Raw genomic sequence first — 16,866 nt, 5'->3', positions numbered from 1 at the left:
GGCGGGTCCTGGGCGAGACAGGCAAGGCAGGCTTGACGCGGGTCCATGGCGATCTCCGGCTGACCCTGCGGTTGTAACCGGAGCGCCCGGCACTCGTCCAGTGGCGCGGTCGTCGCCCGTGAAGATGATGTGACGGGCGCTGCCTATACTCAAAGGGTCCGCTTGCGGACAGCCGTCCACCCCCAGCAAGGGAGCGCCGCCATGTTCGACATGATGGAAGCCACCCGGCTCGAGTCGCTGCATCTCTTCCAGGACCCGGCCACGGGACTCAAGGCCATCATCGCCATCCACAACTCCCGTCTCGGCCCCGCGCTGGGCGGCTGCCGCTACCTGCCTTACCCCAGCCAGGAAGCCGCGCTGCGCGATGCCGCGCGCCTGGCCCAGGGCATGAGCTACAAGGCGGCGCTCGCCGGCCTGCGCCAGGGCGGCGGCAAGGCGGTGGTCCTGCGCGCCCCGCACGTCGACAACCGTGGCGAACTCTTCGAGGCCTTCGGCCGCGCGATCGATTCACTGGGCGGCGCATACATCACGGCAGTGGACAGCGGCACCTCCAGCGCCGACATGGACTGCATCGCCCAGTTCACCCGGCACGTCACCAGCACCACCAGTGGCGGCGACCCGTCCCCGCATACCGCGCTCGGCGTATTCGCCGGCATCCGCGCCAGTGCCCAGGCGCGCCTGGGCAGCGATGACCTCGATGGCCTGCGGGTGGCGATCCAGGGGCTGGGGAACGTCGGCTATGCGCTGGCCGAGCATCTGTCGGCGGCGGGGGCGGAACTGCTGGTCAGCGATATCGACCCGGGCAAGGTGCAACTTGCCGTGGAGCAACTGGGCGCCCGGCCGGTGCCCAACGAAGCGTTGCTCACCACCCCGTGCGACATCCTCGCGCCCTGCGGGCTGGGCGGCGTGCTGACCTCGCAGGTGGTTGGCCACCTGCGTTGCGCCGCGGTAGCGGGCGCGGCCAACAATCAACTGGCCTATGCCGATGTCGCCGATGAGCTGGAGGGAAGGGGCATCCTCTATGCGCCGGATTACGTGATCAACTCCGGCGGGCTGATCTACGTGGCCCTGCAGCACCAGGGCGAAGCGATCCCTGTCATCACCGCCCACCTTTCGCGCATCGCCGAGCGCCTGACCGAGGTCTATGCCCACGCCCAGGCCGATCACCTGTCGCCGGCACGGGTGGCCGACAAGCTGGCCGAGCGGATTCTCTATGGGGAATATTCGGGGCACTGAGCTGGCTAGCATCTATAGCAGCTGTAGGAGCGAGCTTGCTCGCGAACCGCACTCGCGTCGGTGTTTCATCCCTTGGTAGTGGCGGACCTTGTCCGCGAACTCGCTTTTCATCCCCGTCGGAATTAGGGCGAAGCACGAACGTAGGATGGTGTGGAGCGCAGCGATACCCATCGGTTCCCGTGCGCCGCTGGCATGAGTGCTGTGCCGGAGAGCGCGGCAGAGTGCGGTTCGCGAGCAAGCTCGCTCCTACGGTTCAGGCGTCAATCGGCGGGAGGACAGGATCGTAGGGCGATAACGCGCCAGCGTTATCCGCCCTACGCACTGAAACTTCAACGAGGCCTCCTGAACGGGGCCGTTCGGAGTGTGCGGGTACTTCTCAGGAAGTTCTCAAGAGCTGGAGCGCATGGCAGTTTCCTGGGCTCACTCCTCGGCAGCGGGTTCGCTGAATATCTCGCCCAACGCATCCGGCTGATTCTTGAAGGCGCGGGCAAAGGCATCGCGGTTCCTGGCCATGAAGATGCCGATTTCCTCCAGCTGGTCCTCATTCAGCGAAGGCACCGCCTTCTGCAGCACGTCGGCCAGCGTTTCCGCCAGCTCCAGCATCTTGTCGTGCCGGTCGGCTTCTGCCTTATCCATGAACAGGCGCTCCGGATCGCGGCTGCTGCGGTACACCACTTCGACGGCCATTCATCACCTCTGAGCCTTCTCTTTGATTGGGGGGATTCGAAATAACTGTGTATTTATACAGTAAAGTGATCGCGCAATGCTACTGCGGCTGTGCGGATCATTGCCAGCAGCGTAGACGCAGAAAGGAGACGTGCCTGTAAAGGGCCAGTATGGGCGGCGGCCCAAAGCAGTGCGCGCGCCCTGAAGGCGCGCGCGGTAGAACCTGGTGACTGGCGCAAGGAATCGTCAGTCAGATCGCTCTGAAGGAAGGAATTCTTGCGAGGGTGCGCTTCAGGACGCGATCGGCAGGCCGTTTTCGCCGCGCGTCATGGCAGCCAGCAACTGCGGCGCCGTGCCGCCTTGCTCGATGGCGATGCCGAAGCGGATGCTCTGGATGAAGCGCTGCAGCTGCTCCGGGTCCTGCAACTGGGTGTTGCGGATCAGACGGCGCGCGGCCACGCCCTCCTCGGTGGAGAGGGTGAGGACGATGCTGCCGTCGGGCCGTTCGAGGCTGAAGTTGACGCGGTATTGTTCCTGAAAAGCGTCGGTCAGTTTCTGAAAGGGGCTTTCCATCACTCGTTCCTGCCTGTTTTGTGGCGTGCCTCTGGATGGACTCGGGGGCGGCCGAAAAAGTTGCAGTCATCTTGTCGCAGCCTGTCTGTGGGATGACTGCCCAAGATCAATGGCGTAGCACTTGCAGGCTTCACGCCAACACAGCCTTGTATTGCGGAGAACCGACGAATGAAACAGAACTGGGCCGAGCGCCTGAGCGAGCGGATGCACGGCTGTGCCGAATCCCTGGGCAACCTGCTGGTGGAGGGTTTCCACTACCTGGCGCTGTTCGCCATCGGCGGCACGGTGTTCTGGTCGGCGGCGGTGGCCTTCGGCGAGATGGTGGGCAAGGGACACGCCAGCATCGATGACATCCTGCTGCTGTTCATCTACCTCGAACTGGGAGCCATGGTCGGTATCTATTTCAAGACCAACCACATGCCGGTGCGCTTCCTGATCTACGTGGCGATGACCGCGCTGACCCGCCTGATGATCGCCGACATCCAGCACAACCACGTCCCCGACGACGGCATCATCCTGGTTTCCGTCGCTCTGTTGCTGCTGGCCCTGGCCATCCTGGTGGTCCGTTACGCCTCGTCGCGTTTCCCCTCGCCGAGTTCGCCGCAACGCGGCAGCGAGCGTGACCTGATCAGCGACGACGAGCGCTGATCGCACGGCGGCTTTGATCCAGAGCCGCCGCTCTGCAGGCGGATGCACTACCATCGGTGCATCCGCCGCCTGAGAAGACCGCTCCATGAAGGGATGGAAACTGTTCGCCCCGCTGCTGATCCTGGTGATCATCGCCATTACCCTCTACCTGCGCCTGCACACCCAGCCGCTGCTGCTGCAAGGGGAGGCGGACGCCACCAACGTCATAGTCGCCTCCAAGGCCAAGGGGCGCGTCGAAGTGCTGCATGTGCGGCGCGGCGACGACGTGAAGCAGGGCCAGCTGCTGATCTCGCTCAGCAGCCCGGAGCTGCAGGCCCAGCTGGACTCCCTGCGCGCTGCACGTAACCAGGTGCAGGCCAATCTCGATGAATCCCTGCATGGCACCCGCGAGGAAACCCTGCGCGCCCTGCAGGCCAGCCTGTCCCAGGCCCAGGCCGAGTTGCGCAACGCCGAACTGGAGTACCAGCGCAACGAAGAGCTGGCCGGCCGCGGCTTCGTTTCGCAGGCGCAGCTGGACCTGTCCCGGCGTGGTCGCGACGTGGCGCGCAACCGCGTCGCCGAGGCACAGGCCAATCTCGATGAAGGCACCCAGGGCGACCGCGAGGAACGCCGCCGCGCGCTGGAGGCCGCAGTGCGCCGGGCCGACGCACAGATCCTCGAGCTGCAGGCGCAGACCGACGACCTCAACGTGGTCGCACCGGTGGACGGCGAGGTCGGGCCGATCCCGGCGGAGCAGGGCGAGCTGGTCAACGCCTACAGCCCGCTGCTGACGCTGGTGCGGCTGTCCGACAGCTACTTCGTGTTCAACCTGCGCGAAGACATCCTGGCCGATGTGAAGAAGGGCGATGAAGTCTCCATCCAGGTGCCGGCGCTCAAGGGCGCCGAGGTGAAGTCCCGGGTCGCCTACATCGCGCCGCTCGGCGACTTCGCCACCAAGCGCGCCACCCGCGCCACCGGCGATTTCGACCTGAAGACCTTCGAGGTGCGCCTGTATCCGGACCAGCCGGTACAAGGCCTGCGTCCCGGCATGAGCGCGCTGTGGCAGTGGAAGCAGTAAGGCGCAACCTGCTGCGTTTCGCCCAGGCCTTCGGCAGCGAAACGCGGGTTGCCCTGCGCAGCTGGACGATCCACTGGCTCGGCTGGCTCTGGCCGCTGTTGCTGTTCGTGGTGATCAGCGGCGTGTACCAGGCGGGGACGCTGCTGGACATGCCGGTAGCTGTGGTCGATGCCGACCACAGCAGCCTGTCGCGCAAGATCGTCCGCGAGCTGGACGCCGGTTCCCACGCCAAGGTCGAGGTGCTCGGTGGCGGTCTGCAGGAAGGCCTGCGCCGCCTGCGCATGGCCGACGACTATGCGCTGCTCTACATCCCTCGCGACTTCGAGGCCGACGCCCTGTCCGGCCGCCAGCCGGTCGCCGAGCTGTACTACAACTCGCTGTTCTATTCCGCCGGCTTCTATTCGACCCAGGACTTCAGCGGCCTGATGAGTTCGCTCAACGCCGAGCTGCGCCCGCGGCTGGCCGCGGGCATGGATCGCGCCATGCCCGCGCTGGCGAGCATCAGCGTGTCCTACGAGAGTCTGTTCAACGCCAGCGGCAGCTACATCTACTTCCAGCAGTTCGCCGCCATCGTGCACCTGCTGCAACTGTTCGTGATCGTCGCCACCGTGCACGTGCTGGCGCGCGAAGCGCCGGAGCTGCGCGCGTCATCGCCGCACATCCTCCGCGCCCAGGCCCTGGGCGCACGGCTGCTGGGCAAGCTGGCGCCCTACACGCTGCTGTTCAGCACGCTGCTGATGGTCGAGCTGTTCCTGCTGGTGGAGCTCAACGGCGCGCGCATCAATGGCAACACCTGGTGGATGCTGGCGATCACCGTCTGCTACGTGGCGGCGGCGCAGAGCGTCGGGCTGATGCTGTTCATCTTCACCGCCAACCGCTTCAGTGCCTACTCGCTGATCGGCCTGCTGATCGGTGTGGCGCAGACCTATTCCGGCGTGCTGCTGCCGGAGCTGGCGATGCCGTCGATCGCCCGCATCATCTCCGAGGCCGAACCTCTGACCCACACCCTGCACGGCCTGTTCGACCAGTTCCTTCGCAGGGCGCCGGCCGAATCCGGTCTCTACACCTGCTGCAAACTGCTGCTCTATCCGCTGATCGCCTACATGATCGCCAAGATGCGCCTGCGCCGGCGCCTCGACCTGAGCCCGGCGTAAGGAGCGCGCATGGAGAATTTCTGGAAGGTCTTCCGCGAATCCCTGACCGGCATGCTCGGCAAGCCGCTGTGGTTGCTGATGGTGCTGTCGGTGGCGCTCACCACCTTGCCCTACGCACACCGCACCATGGACGATCTGCCGGTAGCGGTGATCGACATGGACCACAGCGCCGTCTCCCGCGAACTGGTGCGCCTGCTCGACGCCGCGCCGAAGATCGCCACGCTCGGCTACGACCAGTTGCCCGAGGCGCAGCACGATCTGGCCTGGCGCAAGCTGTTCGCCATCGTGGTGATCCCGCTGGACTTCGAGAAGCGCGTGCTGCGCGGCGAGGCGGTGACCGTGCCGATCTTCGGCGATGCCACCAACCGCATGGCCAACGGGCAGATCCAGCAGGACATCAGCGCCACCTACACCGAGCTGTCGCTGCGCTACAACCGCGAGCGGCTGATGCGCGGCGGCTTCTCCGAGGTACAGGCGAACGTCCTGCTGCAACCCGCCGTCGGCCAGCTGACCGATCTGTTCAACCCTGGCACCAGCTTCGCCGCCATCGTCCTGCCGGGGCTGGTGACGCTGATCCTGCAGCACAGCCTGCTGCTTTCCTGCACACGGGTGAACCTCAACCTGCGCGGCGGCACACCGCGCTCGCTGCGCCAGCCCACTTCCACCCGCTACGGCCGCTACGCTGCGCAGCTCGCGATCTGGACGGTGCTGGCAATGCTCTTCTACGTGATCTGGCCATGGATGATGGGCTACCGGCAGACGGCCTCGTTCTTCATGCTGATGGGCCTGGTGCTGCCGTTCCTGCTGGCGGTGATCGCCATGAGCGAATTCATCGCCGAACTGCTGCCCTCGGAAGAAGCGGTGTACCTGACCATGACCTTCATCACCCTGCCGCTGTTCTACATGGCCGGCTTCACCTGGCCGCCCCAGGCCATGCCGGGGTGGGTGCAACTGCTGGCAGACGCCATTCCGTCCACCTGGGCGATCCGCGCGGTGGTGGAGATGAACCAGATGAACCTGCCGCTCTCGGCCGTGGCTGACCGCATCCTCGTCCTTTTCGCCATGGCGGCGGCTTATGGTCTGCTGGGTACACTGATCTACCAGTACCGCAACTGGCGCTGGGACCAGCTCAAGGGCTGGTAAGCTGCCGCTTTCGCTATCGAGAAGGAGTTTCGATATGACGATGTTCCGTTCCGGCTTGCTGCTCGGCGCCGCGCTGCTCGGCGGTTGCGGGTCCTATCACACCCTGCGCAGCGACGACGTGGTCGATGCCAGCGACCTGAGGCTCAAGGGGACCTATTGCGGTGCCATTCCGCGCGTGTACGGCGGCGTGGTCTGGGATGCCTGCCAGCTGTACGGCGAGCCCCCGGCCCAGAATGGCTACACGCCGCCGGCCACACCCGCCAACGACACCTTCGGCCCACCGATCCTGCCGGTGCTGGACATGGTCTTCTCCGGCGTCGTCGATACCCTGGCCTTGCCCTACACCCTGTATCGGCAGAACCGCGATGGCAGCATCGAGCTGCGCCGTGACTGAGCGGAATCCGAACTTCAAGGGAGATGAACGATGCCGATTCGCCTGCTGGTACTCCTGATGACCTTCGCCGGTATCGCCGGTTGTGGATCGACACGAACACTTTCCAGCGACAACGTGGCCCGCGTGGACGACCTGCAACTCAAAGGAACAGGCTGTGGCGACACGCTTCCACGCGTATACGGGGGAGTGGTCTACAACCTGTGTGTGATGAGCGGCGATTCCAACTATCGTGGTGGGGCTCTTTATACCGTCGCACCGATGAACGTGCCGGTGGCGTTTCTGGACATGGGCCTTTCCGCAGTGGCCGATACCCTGGCGCTTCCCTACACCCTGTACCGGCAGAACCAGGATGGCGACATTCAGCTGCTCCGCGATTAGGGCCGTCTAGAGTGAGAGTTCCAACCTCCCCGGGAGCTCTCCGATGAAAGCATTGAACGGCAAGATCGCGGTGGTCACCGGCGCGGCCAGCGGCATTGGCCGGCAGATCGCCCTGACCCTGGCGCAGGCCGGTGCCGCTGTGGCCATCGCCGACCTGCAGCAGGACGCCGCCCAGCGCGTGGTGGCAGAGATCGAAGCTGCCGGCGGCAAGGCCCTGGCGGTGGCCATGGACGTGACCGACGAACAGGCAGTGGACAGCGGCATCGAGCGGGTAGTGGCCACCCTCGGCGGGCTCGACATCCTGGTCTCCAATGCCGGCATCCAGATCGTCAACCCATTGCAGGATTTCGCCTTCGCCGACTGGAAGAAGATGCTCGCCATCCACCTCGACGGTGCCTTCCTTACCACCCGCGCGGCGCTGCGCCAGATGTACCCGGCCGGGCGCGGTGGGGTGGTGATCTACATGGGTTCCGTCCACTCCCATGAAGCCTCGCCGCTGAAATCCGCCTACGTCACCGCCAAGCACGGCCTGCTCGGGCTGGCGCGCACGCTGGCGAAGGAGGGCGGGCCACACGGCGTGCGCTCCCACGTGGTGTGCCCCGGTTTCGTGCGCACGCCCCTGGTGGAGAAGCAGATTCCCGAGCAGGCGAAGGAGCTGGGCATCAGCGAGGAAGCGGTGGTGAAGGAGGTGATGCTCGGCGGGACGGTGGATGGGGAGTTCACTACCGTGGAGGACGTGGCGCAGACCGTGCTGTTCCTGGCCAGCTTCCCTTCGGCGGCGCTCACCGGCCAATCGGTGCTGGTCAGCCATGGCTGGGGAATGCGCTGAAGTCCGCTGCCTGCAAGGGGCGCAAAAAAAGCCCCGGCCCAGAAAAGGACTGGCCAGGGCTGCGGGGAAATCATGTGCGCCGGCAAGAGCCCTGGTTCGCCCGGGGCGTCTGCCTCTGCCGGGTCCGGGCTCATTGCGTCGGCGCAGGAGTAGATTCCTACATCCCGGTGATGGGTTATGTAGTGGATTTCCCCTTTGTGGTGTCAGGAGGTTCTTCAGTTCTTTGGGCGCATAACCCAGAACGATCTACGGTGAACTCCGCAGCCAGGGGTGTTCGCGAGCAAGCTCGCTCCTACAGGAGGCGGAGAGGGGCGGACTGCCTGGGGCAGTATGTAGGGCGCATAACACGGAACGGGTTATCCGCCGATCATGACGGCGGATAACGCTGGCGCGTTATGCGCCCTACGAGTTACTCCGCCGCCGGAGGTGTTCGCGAGCAAGCTCGCTCCTACAGGAGGCGGAGAGGGGCAGACGCCCTGGGGCAGTATGTAGGGCGCATAACCCGGAACGGGTTATCCGCCGATCATGACGGCGGATAACGCTGGCGCGTTATGCGCTCTACGAGTTACTCCGCCGCCAGAGGTGTTCGCGAGCAAGCTCGCTCCTACGGGAGGTGGGGAGGGTCAGACGGCTTTGGGCAGCGGGGCGAACAGCGCGTCGATATCCGCGTCGTCCAGCTGCCAGTCGCTGCCGGAGCCGTCGAGGATGCCGGCGGCCAGCGCGGCCTTGTCGCGCTGCAGCAGCTGGATCTTTTCCTCCACCGTGCCACGGGCGATCAGCTTGTAGACGAACACCGGCTTGTCCTGGCCGATGCGATACGCACGGTCGCTGGCCTGGTTCTCGGTGGCCGGGTTCCACCAGGGGTCGTAGTGGATCACGGTGTCGGCCGCGGTGAGGTTCAGCCCTACACCGCCAGCCTTCAGGCTGATCAGGAACAGCGGCACGCGGCCTTCCTGGAAGTCCTTCACCGGTGCGCGGCGGTCGCGGGTGTCGCCGGTGAGCAGCGCGTACTCCAGGTTGCGCTCGGCCAGCGCCTCGCCGATCAGCGCGAGCATCGAGGTGAACTGCGAGAACACCAGCACCCGGCGGCCTTCGGCGAGCAGCTCTTCGAGCATGTCGAGCAGGTAGACCAGCTTGCCCGAGGTCACCGCGCGCGCGGATTTGCCGGTGGGCGGCGGCGCTTCCTTGTTCACCAGGCGGATGTCGCAGCAGACCTGGCGCAGCTTGAGCAGCGCCTCGAGGATGATGATGCGGCTGCGCGCCAGTCCACGGCGGGCGATCTCGTCGCGCACCTTGCGGTCCAGCGCCAGGCGCACGGTCTCGTAGAGGTCGCGCTGCGCCTCGCTGAGCTCGATGTGCTGGATGAATTCGCTCTTGGGCGGCAGCTCCGAAGCCACCTGCTCCTTGGTGCGACGCAGCAGGAAAGGCCGGATGCGCGCGGCCAGGTGCGCCAGGCGGCCCTGGTCGCCGTGGCGCTCGATGGGCGTGCGGTAGTCCACGGCGAATTGCCGCGCATCGCCCAGCCAGCCCGGCAGCAGGAAATGGAACAGCGACCACAGCTCGCCCAGGTGATTCTCCAGCGGCGTGCCGGTCAGGCACAGCCGGTGGCGCGCGCGCAGGTGCCGCGCGGCCTGGGCCGCCTTGGTGGTGGCGTTCTTGATGTTCTGCGCCTCGTCGAGGATCAGCAGGTGATACTCGTGCTGCGCGAGCTTCTCGGCATCGCGCGGCAGCAGGGCGTAGGTGGTGAGGATCAGGTCGTGCTCGGCGATCCTGGCGAACGCCTTGCGCCGCCCGGCGCCATGCAGGGCGAGTACGCGCAGGTCGGGGGTGAAGCGCTCGGCCTCGTCCAGCCAGTTGGGGATCAGGCTGGTCGGCATGATCACCAGCGCCGGGCTGGTCAGGCGCCCGGCCTGTTTTTCCAGCAGCACGTGGGCGAGGGATTGCAGTGTCTTGCCCAGGCCCATGTCGTCGGCGAGGATTCCGCTGGCATCGACTTCGCGCAGGGTCTGCATCCAGCTCAGGCCCTCGTGCTGGTAGGCGCGCAGCTCGGCGTTGAGGCCGGCGGGAATTGGCGCCGGCTGCGCGCGGTAGTCGCGCAGGCGGTGGGCGATCTCGCGCAGTTGCTCGCCGCCCTGCCAGGTCAGCGGCAGTTCTTCCAGCTCGGTCAGGCGCGCGGCGTCCGGCGCGCCCATGCGCAGCCGGCGCACCGGCAGCTGTTCGCCGATATAGAACTCGGACAGGGTGCCGAGCATCGGCTTGAGCTTGCCGAACGGCAGCGAGACGCGCAGCGGACGGTCGGAAGCGGTCTGCCAGGTGTGGATCGGATTACGCCCGGCATCCAGGCGCAGCACCAGTTGTTCATCGTCGGCGTGGCGGGCGAGGGCGACCGGATCGAGCAGCGCCGGCATGCGCCGGATCAGCTCGATCAGCGCCGGCAGCAAACTGATGCGCCGGCCTTCCACCTCGATGCCCAGCTCCAGGTCGAACCACTGGCGGTCGTCGGTTTCCTCGATCTCCGCGTACCAGTTCTCCACCGGCGTGAGGTCGAAGACGAATTCGGGACGGATGTCGATTTCCCAGCCCTGCTCGCGCAGCTGCGGCAGGCCTTCGCGCATGAACTCCTGCCAGGCGCTGTCGTCGGGCAGTTCGAACATTTCCCCGGCGCTGTCCTCCAGCGCATCGCTGCGGCGCATCGCCGGCTTGAAGCCCAGCTCGCGCAGCTCCAGGCGCCAGGCGTGCTCCTGCTCCAGCTCGCGGCTGACGCGGACGATCTGGTCATCGCGAAACACCCGGATCTCGCGGCCCGAGCGTGGCGTGACGCTGCCCGAGACCGGCATGTCGCCGTACAGGAAGGCCAGCGCGGCGCGGTGCCGGGAGATGTTCTGCATGCGCCCGCTGCGCAGGTCGAAGCCGCTGTGCACATGGCTGCCCAGGGTTAGCCGTGGCCGGGGTGCGAGTTCGTCGCGCTCCGCCGCAGGCAGTGGAGATTCGGCGGGTGGCTTCATCCGAGTTTCCTTCCGGCAGTCCAGCCGAGTATGCAAACGCCCGATGATACCGCGATTTTTCTCGGGCGGGACGCGGAAGGAAACCGGCGGTCAGCGGGCGAAGCGTTTCGCCCCCGCCACGCACAGCACCACGGCGACAGTGGCGCCGGCCATCAGCGGACTGATCTGCTCGTGCAGCAGCAGGCCGGCCAGGGCCAGGCCGAAGAAGGGTTGCAGCAGCTGCAATTGGCCGACCGCGGCGATGCCGCCGGTGGCCAGGCCGTGGTACCAGAAGAAGAAGCCGATCAGCATGCTGAACAGCGAGACGTAGCCCAGGCTCAGCCAGGCCGGCCAACTGGCGCCGCTGAAGGTTTCCGGCTGGGTGTACCAGGCCAGCGGCAGCATCAGCGGCAGGGACAGCACCAGCACCCAGCAGATCACCTGCCAGCTGCCCAGGTGGCGGGCGATGCGTCCGCCCTCGGCGTAGCCCAGGCCGCAGACCGCCACCGCCGCCAGCATCAGCAGGTCGCCGGTGAAGTTGCCCGCACCGCTCTGCGACAGGGCAAAGCCCGCCACCACGGCACTGCCCAGCATCGAGCAGATCCAGAACGCCGGACGCGGCTTCTCGCCGGCACGGACCACGCCGAACAGCGCGGTAGCCAGCGGCAGCAGGCCGACGAAGACAATGGCATGGGCCGAGTTGACGTGCTTGAGCGCCAACGCGGTGAGCAGCGGGAAGCCCACTACGACGCCTCCGGCGACTATCAGCAGGGGAATCAGGTCCCGGCGCGCCGGCAGCTTCTGCCGCAGCAACAGCAGGATCGCCGCCGCCAGCAGGCCGGCGATGCTGGCGCGGGCAAGGGTGAGGAAGGTCGGGTCGAAGTCGGCCACGGCGACCCGCGTTGCCGGCAGCGAGCCGCTGAATATGAGCACGCCGAGGAAACCACTGAGCCAGCCGCCGAGGTTGCTGTTCGTGGCGAGAGTGGTGGTGTTGTTCATGGTGGGGTCTTCCGGCAGGAGAGCGAGCCTTGAGAGTGCGCGCGGAGCCGCCGGACGGCCAGTGACAGAAGGGTACAATTTACGCAAACTGTCCGTAAATTATCTCGGTACACATTGACTCGGAGCTGTTGAGGACGACATGGGCAGACCAAGGAGCACGCGGGTCGATTCCGTCATGCAGCACGTGCGCGAGCGCCTGGCTGCGCGGGCGCTGGTGCCGGGAGAACGGCTGCCGTCGATTCGCCAGTTGGCCGAACAGCTGGAGGTGTCCAAGACCACTGTCGTGGAAGCCTACGACCGGCTGGCCGCCGAGGGGGTGATCGCCGCGCGCCGGGGTTCCGGCTTCTATGTTGCCGGCCATGCGCCGCCGCTGTCTTTGGCGGATGTCGGCCCGACGCTGGACCGCAGCATCGACCCGCTGTGGATTTCGCGGCAGTCGCTGGAAGCCGCGGACACTTCGCTCAAGCCCGGCTGCGGCTGGCTGCCGCCGTCCTGGCTGCCGGAGGAGGAGCTGCGCCGCGCGCTGCGGCAGATCGCCCGCGAGCCGCAGTCGGGGCTGCTGGAATACGGCCGTCCCTATGGCCATTCCGGCCTGCGCGAACAGCTCGCCCGCCGGCTGGCGGACTACGGCGTGCCGGTCAGCGCGCAACAGGTGGTGCTCACCGACAACGGCACCCAGGCCATCGACCTGGTCTGCCGCTTCCTGCTGGAGCCGGGCGACTGCGTGCTGGTGGACGACCCGGGGTACTTCAACTTCCAGGCCCTGCTGCGTGCGCACCGCGTGCAGGTGATCGGCGTGCCCTACACGCCGACCGGGCCGGACGTCGCCGCCATGGCCACCTTGCTGGAACAGCACCGGCCGCGCCTGTACATCACCAACTCGGCCTTCCACAACCCGACTGGCGCGGTGCTCTCGCCGCTGGTTGCGCACCGCCTGCTGAAGCTGGCCGAGGCCCATGACCTGCTGATCGTCGAGGACGATATCTTCGGCGATTTCGAGCACGAGAGTGCGCCGCGGCTGTCGGCCTTCGACGGGCTGGAACGGGTGATCCAGGTCGGCAGCTTCTCCAAGACGCTGTCGGCCTCGGTGCGCTGCGGCTACATCGCCACCCAGCCGGAATGGTGCGAGCGGCTGGTCGACCTGAAGCTGGCGACCAGCTTCGGCAACAGCCCGTTCAGCGCCGAGATGCTCCATGAGTTGCTGCGCAAGGGCAGCTACCGCCGTCACCTGGACAGCCTGCGCGGTCGGCTGGCCGATGCCATGGGGGAAACCTTGCAGCGCTTGCGCGCGCTGGACATCCAGCCTTGGCTGGAGCCGCGCGGCGGCCTGTTCATCTGGGCCCGCCTGCCGGGCGGCCTGGACGCCGCGGAGGTCTCGCGGGCGGCCCTGGCGGAGAACCTGGTGCTGGCGCCGGGTAACGTCTTCAGCCTGAGCCAGAGCGCCACCGGCTACCTGCGCTTCAACGTCGCCCAGTGCCTTTCGCCACGGGTTTTCGAGGGCCTGGAGCGGGCCATGCAGAGATCGGCGAGCGCGCTGTCAAGACGATAAAGCCGCTAACGGTCAAATCGTCTGCGGAAAACTGAACAGTTGTACAAGATGTTCTGAAGAATCTCACTTCACGGTCGAAAGCCCAGGAGAACCGACGGCAGGGCGAACCTCTAGGATTATCGATTCAGCAATTCGAGACGCGCGCGGCGTCCCGATATTACCGGTTGGATCAGAGAAGAGGAGACCCCATGGCCGAGCCATGCCAGCTGTACCTGAAAGTTTCCATCAGTCGCCCGCGACTCGAGGCTTTCCTCTCCATGGAAGCGGGCTCCGCCGCCTGTTTCCCGGATCTGGAGCAGTGGCTGGACGGTCATCATCATCGACGAGGTGGCCTGACCTGGGGCGAGCTGTGCGAACTGGGGCAGGGCACCACCGCGGCGGCCTGGGTGGCGGGCTGGAGCCGGCACCTGCGCTCGCCGGCCTGGAATCACTACGACGAGGCGACCCAGACCTGGAGCCTCGGCGTGCTGGAGTTCACCGAAAGGCGCGACTGGATACTCGGCTCGATCAACGTGCTGCGGCGCATCGCCGAGTTCAAGGACCTGCCGGGCACGGATTACCTGCTGATCTACGAATACCTGTTCGGCAAGGGCTCGGTGGTGGCGGCCGTCGAGCTGACCCCTGGCGCGTCGCGCATCCTCCAGGAGCAGCCGCCACCGCGGCTCACCGCCGAGGCCGACCTGATGATGAACAGTCTGTTGCGTGCCATGGACGTGACCGCGACCTATGCCGTTCAGCGTGTTTTCGACACAGATACTCACAAAAGACGCTGCTGAGTTCTTTTAATTGAGAACTAATATCATATAATTCTGCTTTTCAATCGCGCGCCTGGGCAGAGCCCGGGCCGCCTGGCAGGATTCACCTCGATGTGCGTTTTCCCGCGCCCAACCCAACCGAGTGCCGCCGCATGAGCGCAGCCCAAGCCGGCGCCGTCGCGGCCCGCATCCTCAGCGCCGTGGTCGGTGGCTACGCCCTTGCCTATGCCGCCACGGCCTTCCTCAGCGTCTACCTCCCCATGTCGAGGCCGGACCGCGTCTCGCTGGCCAGCCTCGCCTGCTTCATCGTCTGGGTCGCGGCGATTCTCTACGCCTTCGGCGCGAAAAGCCCCTGGCGCGCCGTCTGCCTGCCGGTGCTGCTGAGCGTCGTGCTGGGCGTCGCGGCCTTCCTGCCGACCGGCTACGGAGTGCGCCCATGAGCCTGCGTCAATCGATGTCCGGCCTGCACACCTGGGCCGGGCTGCTGGTCAGCTGGATCCTCTTCGTCGTGCTGTTCTCCGGCACCGTCGCGGTGTTCGACAAGGAACTGACGCGCTGGATGACCCCGCAGCTGCACAAGCTGGAGCAGGTCAAGGTCGGCGCCGACCAGGTCCGCGAGCTGATCGTCGAACGTGCGCCCAAGGCCCACGGCTACTGGATGCACCCGCCCAGCGAACGCATGCCCTACTGGACGGCGGGCTGGGAGCCGGCGGATTTCGGGGAGTTCCAGTCCTTCCTGGTGGATGCGCAGAGCGGCGAGGTGCTGCCCGGGACAGTCGGCGGCAACTTCTTCCTCGAACTGCACTACGAACTGCACGGCGGCCTGCTCGGCCTCTATGTGGTCGGCGTCGCCGGTGTGTTCATGCTGGTGGCGCTGGTCAGCGGGGTGATCGTCCACCGACGCATCTTCAAGGACTTCTTCACCCTGCGCCCGAAGGCGGCCCGTCAGCGAGCGTGGCTGGACGCGCACAACGTGCTGGGCGTGCTCGGCCTGCCGTTCCACCTGCTGATGGCCTACACGGGCCTGGCGATCTTCATCACCTTCTATATGACCGCCGGCATCAAGGTGGCCTACAAGAACGACCTGGAGCACTTCTTCCATGACGTGCAGGGCGCTTTCGAGCGGGAGGAGCTGGGCAAGCCGGCGAAGCCGCCGAAATCCATCGACAACATGATCCTCAAGGCCCGCGAGGCCTGGGGCGACGACAGCCAGGTGGGCTGGATCAACATCGAACACCCCAACGACGCGTCGGCAATGGTGCAGGTCCGCCGGGCAGTGGACAAGAGCATGGTCAACGACCAGCGGACCGTATCCTTCGACTCCGGCACCGGGGCACTGCTGCATGTGCAGAAGCCCTACCAGCCGGGCTACAGGACCTACGCCTGGCTGACCGGCCTGCACATGGCGCAGTTCGGCAACGACCTGCTGCGGGTGATGTACTTCGTCCTCGGCCTGGTGGGTTGCGTGATGGTGTTCGGTGGCCTGCAGGTCTGGGTCAGCAAGCGCGAAACCCGCGGTCACCGTGGCCTGGCGCTGGTGCGCACGCTTAACGGTGCGGTCTGTGGCGGCTTGCCAATCGCTTCGCTCGGCTTGCTGGCGGCGTCTCGCCTGCTGCCGGCCGACCTGCTTCAGCGCACCCGCTGGGAAGCCACGGTCTTCGTGGTGATCTGGTTGCTGGCACTGGCCCACGCGCTGTTGCGTCGTGGCAGCCGCGCCATGGCTCGCGAGCAGTTCGCCGCGCTGGCGGCGCTGGCGTTGCTGCTGCCCCTGCTGAGCCTGATCGGCCCCGAGCCGGGCCGGGTGACGACGCATGTCGCCAACGGCGACTGGATGATGGCCGGCATCGATCTCGGCCTGCTGCTGATCGGCGGACTCTGCGGCTTCCTCGGTTGGCGGCTGGGCCAGGAGCGTGCCGAACCCGCTCGCGTACGTCGCGTCCGAAACGAGGAGTACGCCTGATGCTGCTGGTGTTCGGTCTCAACCTGCTGGCGCTGGCGGCGGCCTGCCTGTCGCTGTCGCGCCATCACCGCGACCTGTTCGGCAGCGCGCCGTCGGCATCACGCGTGCGGCTGTTGCGCATCGCTGCGCTGGTGGATGGTGCACTGGCGCTGGCCTATTCGATCCACCGCATGGGCATTGAGCTGGGCATCGTCTACTGGGCGTGCCTGCTGATGATTGCTGGCGCCGTGCTGGTCCTGCTGCTGGCCTGGCGGCCGCGCTGGGCTTTGCCGACGGCGGCGGCCATGCCGGTGATGGGGGGCGTGCTGGCGGTACTGGGCTGAGACGCTTGCTCGCGTACCAGGCCAGCGCCGGAGTTTTTGCGTCTCGTAGGAGCGGACCTTGTCCGCGAAGTCCTCCGCGGCGGGCTCCTTTATTACGAGGAGACTCTGCAATACGGCGCCATTTGTAGGAGCGGGCTATGCCCGCGATGTTCTTGCTTGTGGTTGGATGTTTCTGCGCCGCTTCGGCGTACGCGCAGGCTTCCTGTTTCGCCCCCTCG

General features: G+C 66.3%; 17 protein-coding genes. 13 read left to right on the top strand and 4 right to left on the bottom strand.

All coding sequences use genetic code 11. The features are described 5' to 3' along the window. Positions 1 to 201 precede the first annotated feature (201 nt). The gene (locus ACCC94_RS18805; RefSeq protein ID WP_413351015.1) at positions 202 to 1,236 is read left to right on the top strand and encodes a Glu/Leu/Phe/Val dehydrogenase dimerization domain-containing protein; all 1,035 of its coding nucleotides are present in this window, start codon (positions 202 to 204) and stop codon (positions 1,234 to 1,236) included. 420 nt (positions 1,237 to 1,656) lie between these two features. Here the strand turns inward: ACCC94_RS18805 and ACCC94_RS18800 are convergent, their stop codons facing one another. Continuing rightward, entirely contained in the window at positions 1,657 to 1,923 is a 267-nt protein-coding gene (locus ACCC94_RS18800) for a YebG family protein (protein ID WP_413351014.1), read from the bottom strand. A gap of 270 nt (positions 1,924 to 2,193) precedes the next feature. Further along, on the bottom strand, positions 2,194 to 2,475 hold the full coding sequence (locus tag ACCC94_RS18795; RefSeq protein WP_413351013.1) for a DUF3509 domain-containing protein: 282 nt from the start codon (positions 2,473 to 2,475) through the stop codon (positions 2,194 to 2,196). Positions 2,476 to 2,643: 168 nt separating this feature from the next. Between ACCC94_RS18795 and ACCC94_RS18790 the strand changes: the two genes are divergently transcribed. From ACCC94_RS18790 to ACCC94_RS18760, 7 genes are all read left to right on the top strand, one after another. After that, positions 2,644 to 3,123: a phosphate-starvation-inducible protein PsiE gene (locus ACCC94_RS18790; RefSeq protein ID WP_045210811.1), complete on the top strand. Its 480-nt coding sequence runs from the start codon at positions 2,644 to 2,646 to the stop codon at positions 3,121 to 3,123. Positions 3,124 to 3,208: 85 nt separating this feature from the next. Continuing rightward, positions 3,209 to 4,180: an HlyD family secretion protein gene (locus ACCC94_RS18785; protein WP_413351012.1), complete on the top strand. Its 972-nt coding sequence runs from the start codon at positions 3,209 to 3,211 to the stop codon at positions 4,178 to 4,180. Continuing rightward, the gene (locus ACCC94_RS18780; protein ID WP_413351011.1) at positions 4,162 to 5,334 is read left to right on the top strand and encodes an ABC transporter permease; all 1,173 of its coding nucleotides are present in this window, start codon (positions 4,162 to 4,164) and stop codon (positions 5,332 to 5,334) included. The genes ACCC94_RS18785 and ACCC94_RS18780 overlap by 19 nt, the downstream gene beginning before the upstream one ends. 9 nt (positions 5,335 to 5,343) lie before the next feature. Continuing rightward, positions 5,344 to 6,477, top strand: coding sequence for an ABC transporter permease (locus ACCC94_RS18775; protein WP_413351010.1), 1,134 nt, complete (start codon positions 5,344 to 5,346; stop codon positions 6,475 to 6,477). Positions 6,478 to 6,517: 40 nt separating this feature from the next. Next, entirely contained in the window at positions 6,518 to 6,871 is a 354-nt protein-coding gene (locus ACCC94_RS18770) for a YceK/YidQ family lipoprotein (RefSeq protein ID WP_413351017.1), read from the top strand. Between the two features lie 30 nt (positions 6,872 to 6,901). After that, the gene (locus tag ACCC94_RS18765) at positions 6,902 to 7,249 is read left to right on the top strand and encodes a YceK/YidQ family lipoprotein (RefSeq protein ID WP_413351009.1); all 348 of its coding nucleotides are present in this window, start codon (positions 6,902 to 6,904) and stop codon (positions 7,247 to 7,249) included. Positions 7,250 to 7,292: 43 nt separating this feature from the next. After that, positions 7,293 to 8,078, top strand: a complete 786-nt coding sequence (locus ACCC94_RS18760; protein ID WP_413351008.1) for a 3-hydroxybutyrate dehydrogenase — start codon at positions 7,293 to 7,295, stop codon at positions 8,076 to 8,078. A 623-nt stretch (positions 8,079 to 8,701) separates the two neighbouring features. Here ACCC94_RS18760 and ACCC94_RS18755 read toward each other — a convergent pair. Both ACCC94_RS18755 and ACCC94_RS18750 read right to left on the bottom strand, forming a co-directional pair. Then, a complete protein-coding gene (locus ACCC94_RS18755) occupies positions 8,702 to 10,732 on the bottom strand; it encodes a DEAD/DEAH box helicase (protein ID WP_413351016.1) in 2,031 nt (676 codons plus the stop codon). Positions 10,733 to 11,173: 441 nt separating this feature from the next. Beyond that, entirely contained in the window at positions 11,174 to 12,061 is an 888-nt protein-coding gene (locus tag ACCC94_RS18750; protein WP_413351007.1) for a DMT family transporter, read from the bottom strand. 139 nt (positions 12,062 to 12,200) lie between these two features. Between ACCC94_RS18750 and ACCC94_RS18745 the strand changes: the two genes are divergently transcribed. The 5 genes from ACCC94_RS18745 to ACCC94_RS18725 all read left to right on the top strand — a co-directional run bounded on the left by ACCC94_RS18745 (position 12,201) and on the right by ACCC94_RS18725 (position 16,648). Beyond that, the gene (locus tag ACCC94_RS18745; RefSeq protein ID WP_413351006.1) at positions 12,201 to 13,610 is read left to right on the top strand and encodes a PLP-dependent aminotransferase family protein; all 1,410 of its coding nucleotides are present in this window, start codon (positions 12,201 to 12,203) and stop codon (positions 13,608 to 13,610) included. A 188-nt stretch (positions 13,611 to 13,798) separates the two neighbouring features. Continuing rightward, a complete protein-coding gene (locus ACCC94_RS18740) occupies positions 13,799 to 14,386 on the top strand; it encodes a hypothetical protein (protein ID WP_413351005.1) in 588 nt (195 codons plus the stop codon). A 131-nt stretch (positions 14,387 to 14,517) separates the two neighbouring features. Further along, positions 14,518 to 14,805, top strand: coding sequence for a DUF3649 domain-containing protein (locus ACCC94_RS18735; protein WP_413351004.1), 288 nt, complete (start codon positions 14,518 to 14,520; stop codon positions 14,803 to 14,805). Next, the gene (locus ACCC94_RS18730) at positions 14,802 to 16,325 is read left to right on the top strand and encodes a PepSY-associated TM helix domain-containing protein (protein WP_413351003.1); all 1,524 of its coding nucleotides are present in this window, start codon (positions 14,802 to 14,804) and stop codon (positions 16,323 to 16,325) included. The genes ACCC94_RS18735 and ACCC94_RS18730 overlap by 4 nt, the downstream gene beginning before the upstream one ends. Further along, entirely contained in the window at positions 16,325 to 16,648 is a 324-nt protein-coding gene (locus tag ACCC94_RS18725) for a DUF3325 domain-containing protein (protein ID WP_413351002.1), read from the top strand. Before ACCC94_RS18730 ends, ACCC94_RS18725 begins: the two co-directional genes overlap by 1 nt. Positions 16,649 to 16,866: the final 218 nt, after the last annotated feature.

Source organism: Pseudomonas sp. Pseusp97, assembly GCF_047304025.1.
In the GTDB taxonomy this organism is placed as follows: Bacteria; Pseudomonadota; Gammaproteobacteria; order Pseudomonadales; family Pseudomonadaceae; genus Pseudomonas.
This window is presented reverse-complemented; position numbering and strand designations above follow the sequence as displayed.

What these genes read in the sequence shown, in the direction of transcription:
- ACCC94_RS18805 (WP_413351015.1), top strand. Translation starts at nt 202, where the DNA reads ATGTTCGACATGATGGAAGCCACCCGGCTCGAGTCGCTGCATCTCTTC.
- ACCC94_RS18800 (WP_413351014.1), bottom strand. Translation starts at nt 1,923, where the DNA reads ATGGCCGTCGAAGTGGTGTACCGCAGCAGCCGCGATCCGGAGCGCCTG.
- ACCC94_RS18795 (WP_413351013.1), bottom strand. Translation starts at nt 2,475, where the DNA reads ATGGAAAGCCCCTTTCAGAAACTGACCGACGCTTTTCAGGAACAATAC.
- ACCC94_RS18790 (WP_045210811.1), top strand. Translation starts at nt 2,644, where the DNA reads ATGAAACAGAACTGGGCCGAGCGCCTGAGCGAGCGGATGCACGGCTGT.
- ACCC94_RS18785 (WP_413351012.1), top strand. Translation starts at nt 3,209, where the DNA reads ATGAAGGGATGGAAACTGTTCGCCCCGCTGCTGATCCTGGTGATCATC.
- ACCC94_RS18775 (WP_413351010.1), top strand. Translation starts at nt 5,344, where the DNA reads ATGGAGAATTTCTGGAAGGTCTTCCGCGAATCCCTGACCGGCATGCTC.
- ACCC94_RS18770 (WP_413351017.1), top strand. Translation starts at nt 6,518, where the DNA reads ATGTTCCGTTCCGGCTTGCTGCTCGGCGCCGCGCTGCTCGGCGGTTGC.
- ACCC94_RS18765 (WP_413351009.1), top strand. Translation starts at nt 6,902, where the DNA reads ATGCCGATTCGCCTGCTGGTACTCCTGATGACCTTCGCCGGTATCGCC.
- ACCC94_RS18760 (WP_413351008.1), top strand. Translation starts at nt 7,293, where the DNA reads ATGAAAGCATTGAACGGCAAGATCGCGGTGGTCACCGGCGCGGCCAGC.
- ACCC94_RS18755 (WP_413351016.1), bottom strand. Translation starts at nt 10,732, where the DNA reads ATGTTCGAACTGCCCGACGACAGCGCCTGGCAGGAGTTCATGCGCGAA.
- ACCC94_RS18750 (WP_413351007.1), bottom strand. Translation starts at nt 12,061, where the DNA reads ATGAACAACACCACCACTCTCGCCACGAACAGCAACCTCGGCGGCTGG.
- ACCC94_RS18745 (WP_413351006.1), top strand. Translation starts at nt 12,201, where the DNA reads ATGGGCAGACCAAGGAGCACGCGGGTCGATTCCGTCATGCAGCACGTG.
- ACCC94_RS18740 (WP_413351005.1), top strand. Translation starts at nt 13,799, where the DNA reads ATGGCCGAGCCATGCCAGCTGTACCTGAAAGTTTCCATCAGTCGCCCG.
- ACCC94_RS18735 (WP_413351004.1), top strand. Translation starts at nt 14,518, where the DNA reads ATGAGCGCAGCCCAAGCCGGCGCCGTCGCGGCCCGCATCCTCAGCGCC.
- ACCC94_RS18730 (WP_413351003.1), top strand. Translation starts at nt 14,802, where the DNA reads ATGAGCCTGCGTCAATCGATGTCCGGCCTGCACACCTGGGCCGGGCTG.
- ACCC94_RS18725 (WP_413351002.1), top strand. Translation starts at nt 16,325, where the DNA reads ATGCTGCTGGTGTTCGGTCTCAACCTGCTGGCGCTGGCGGCGGCCTGC.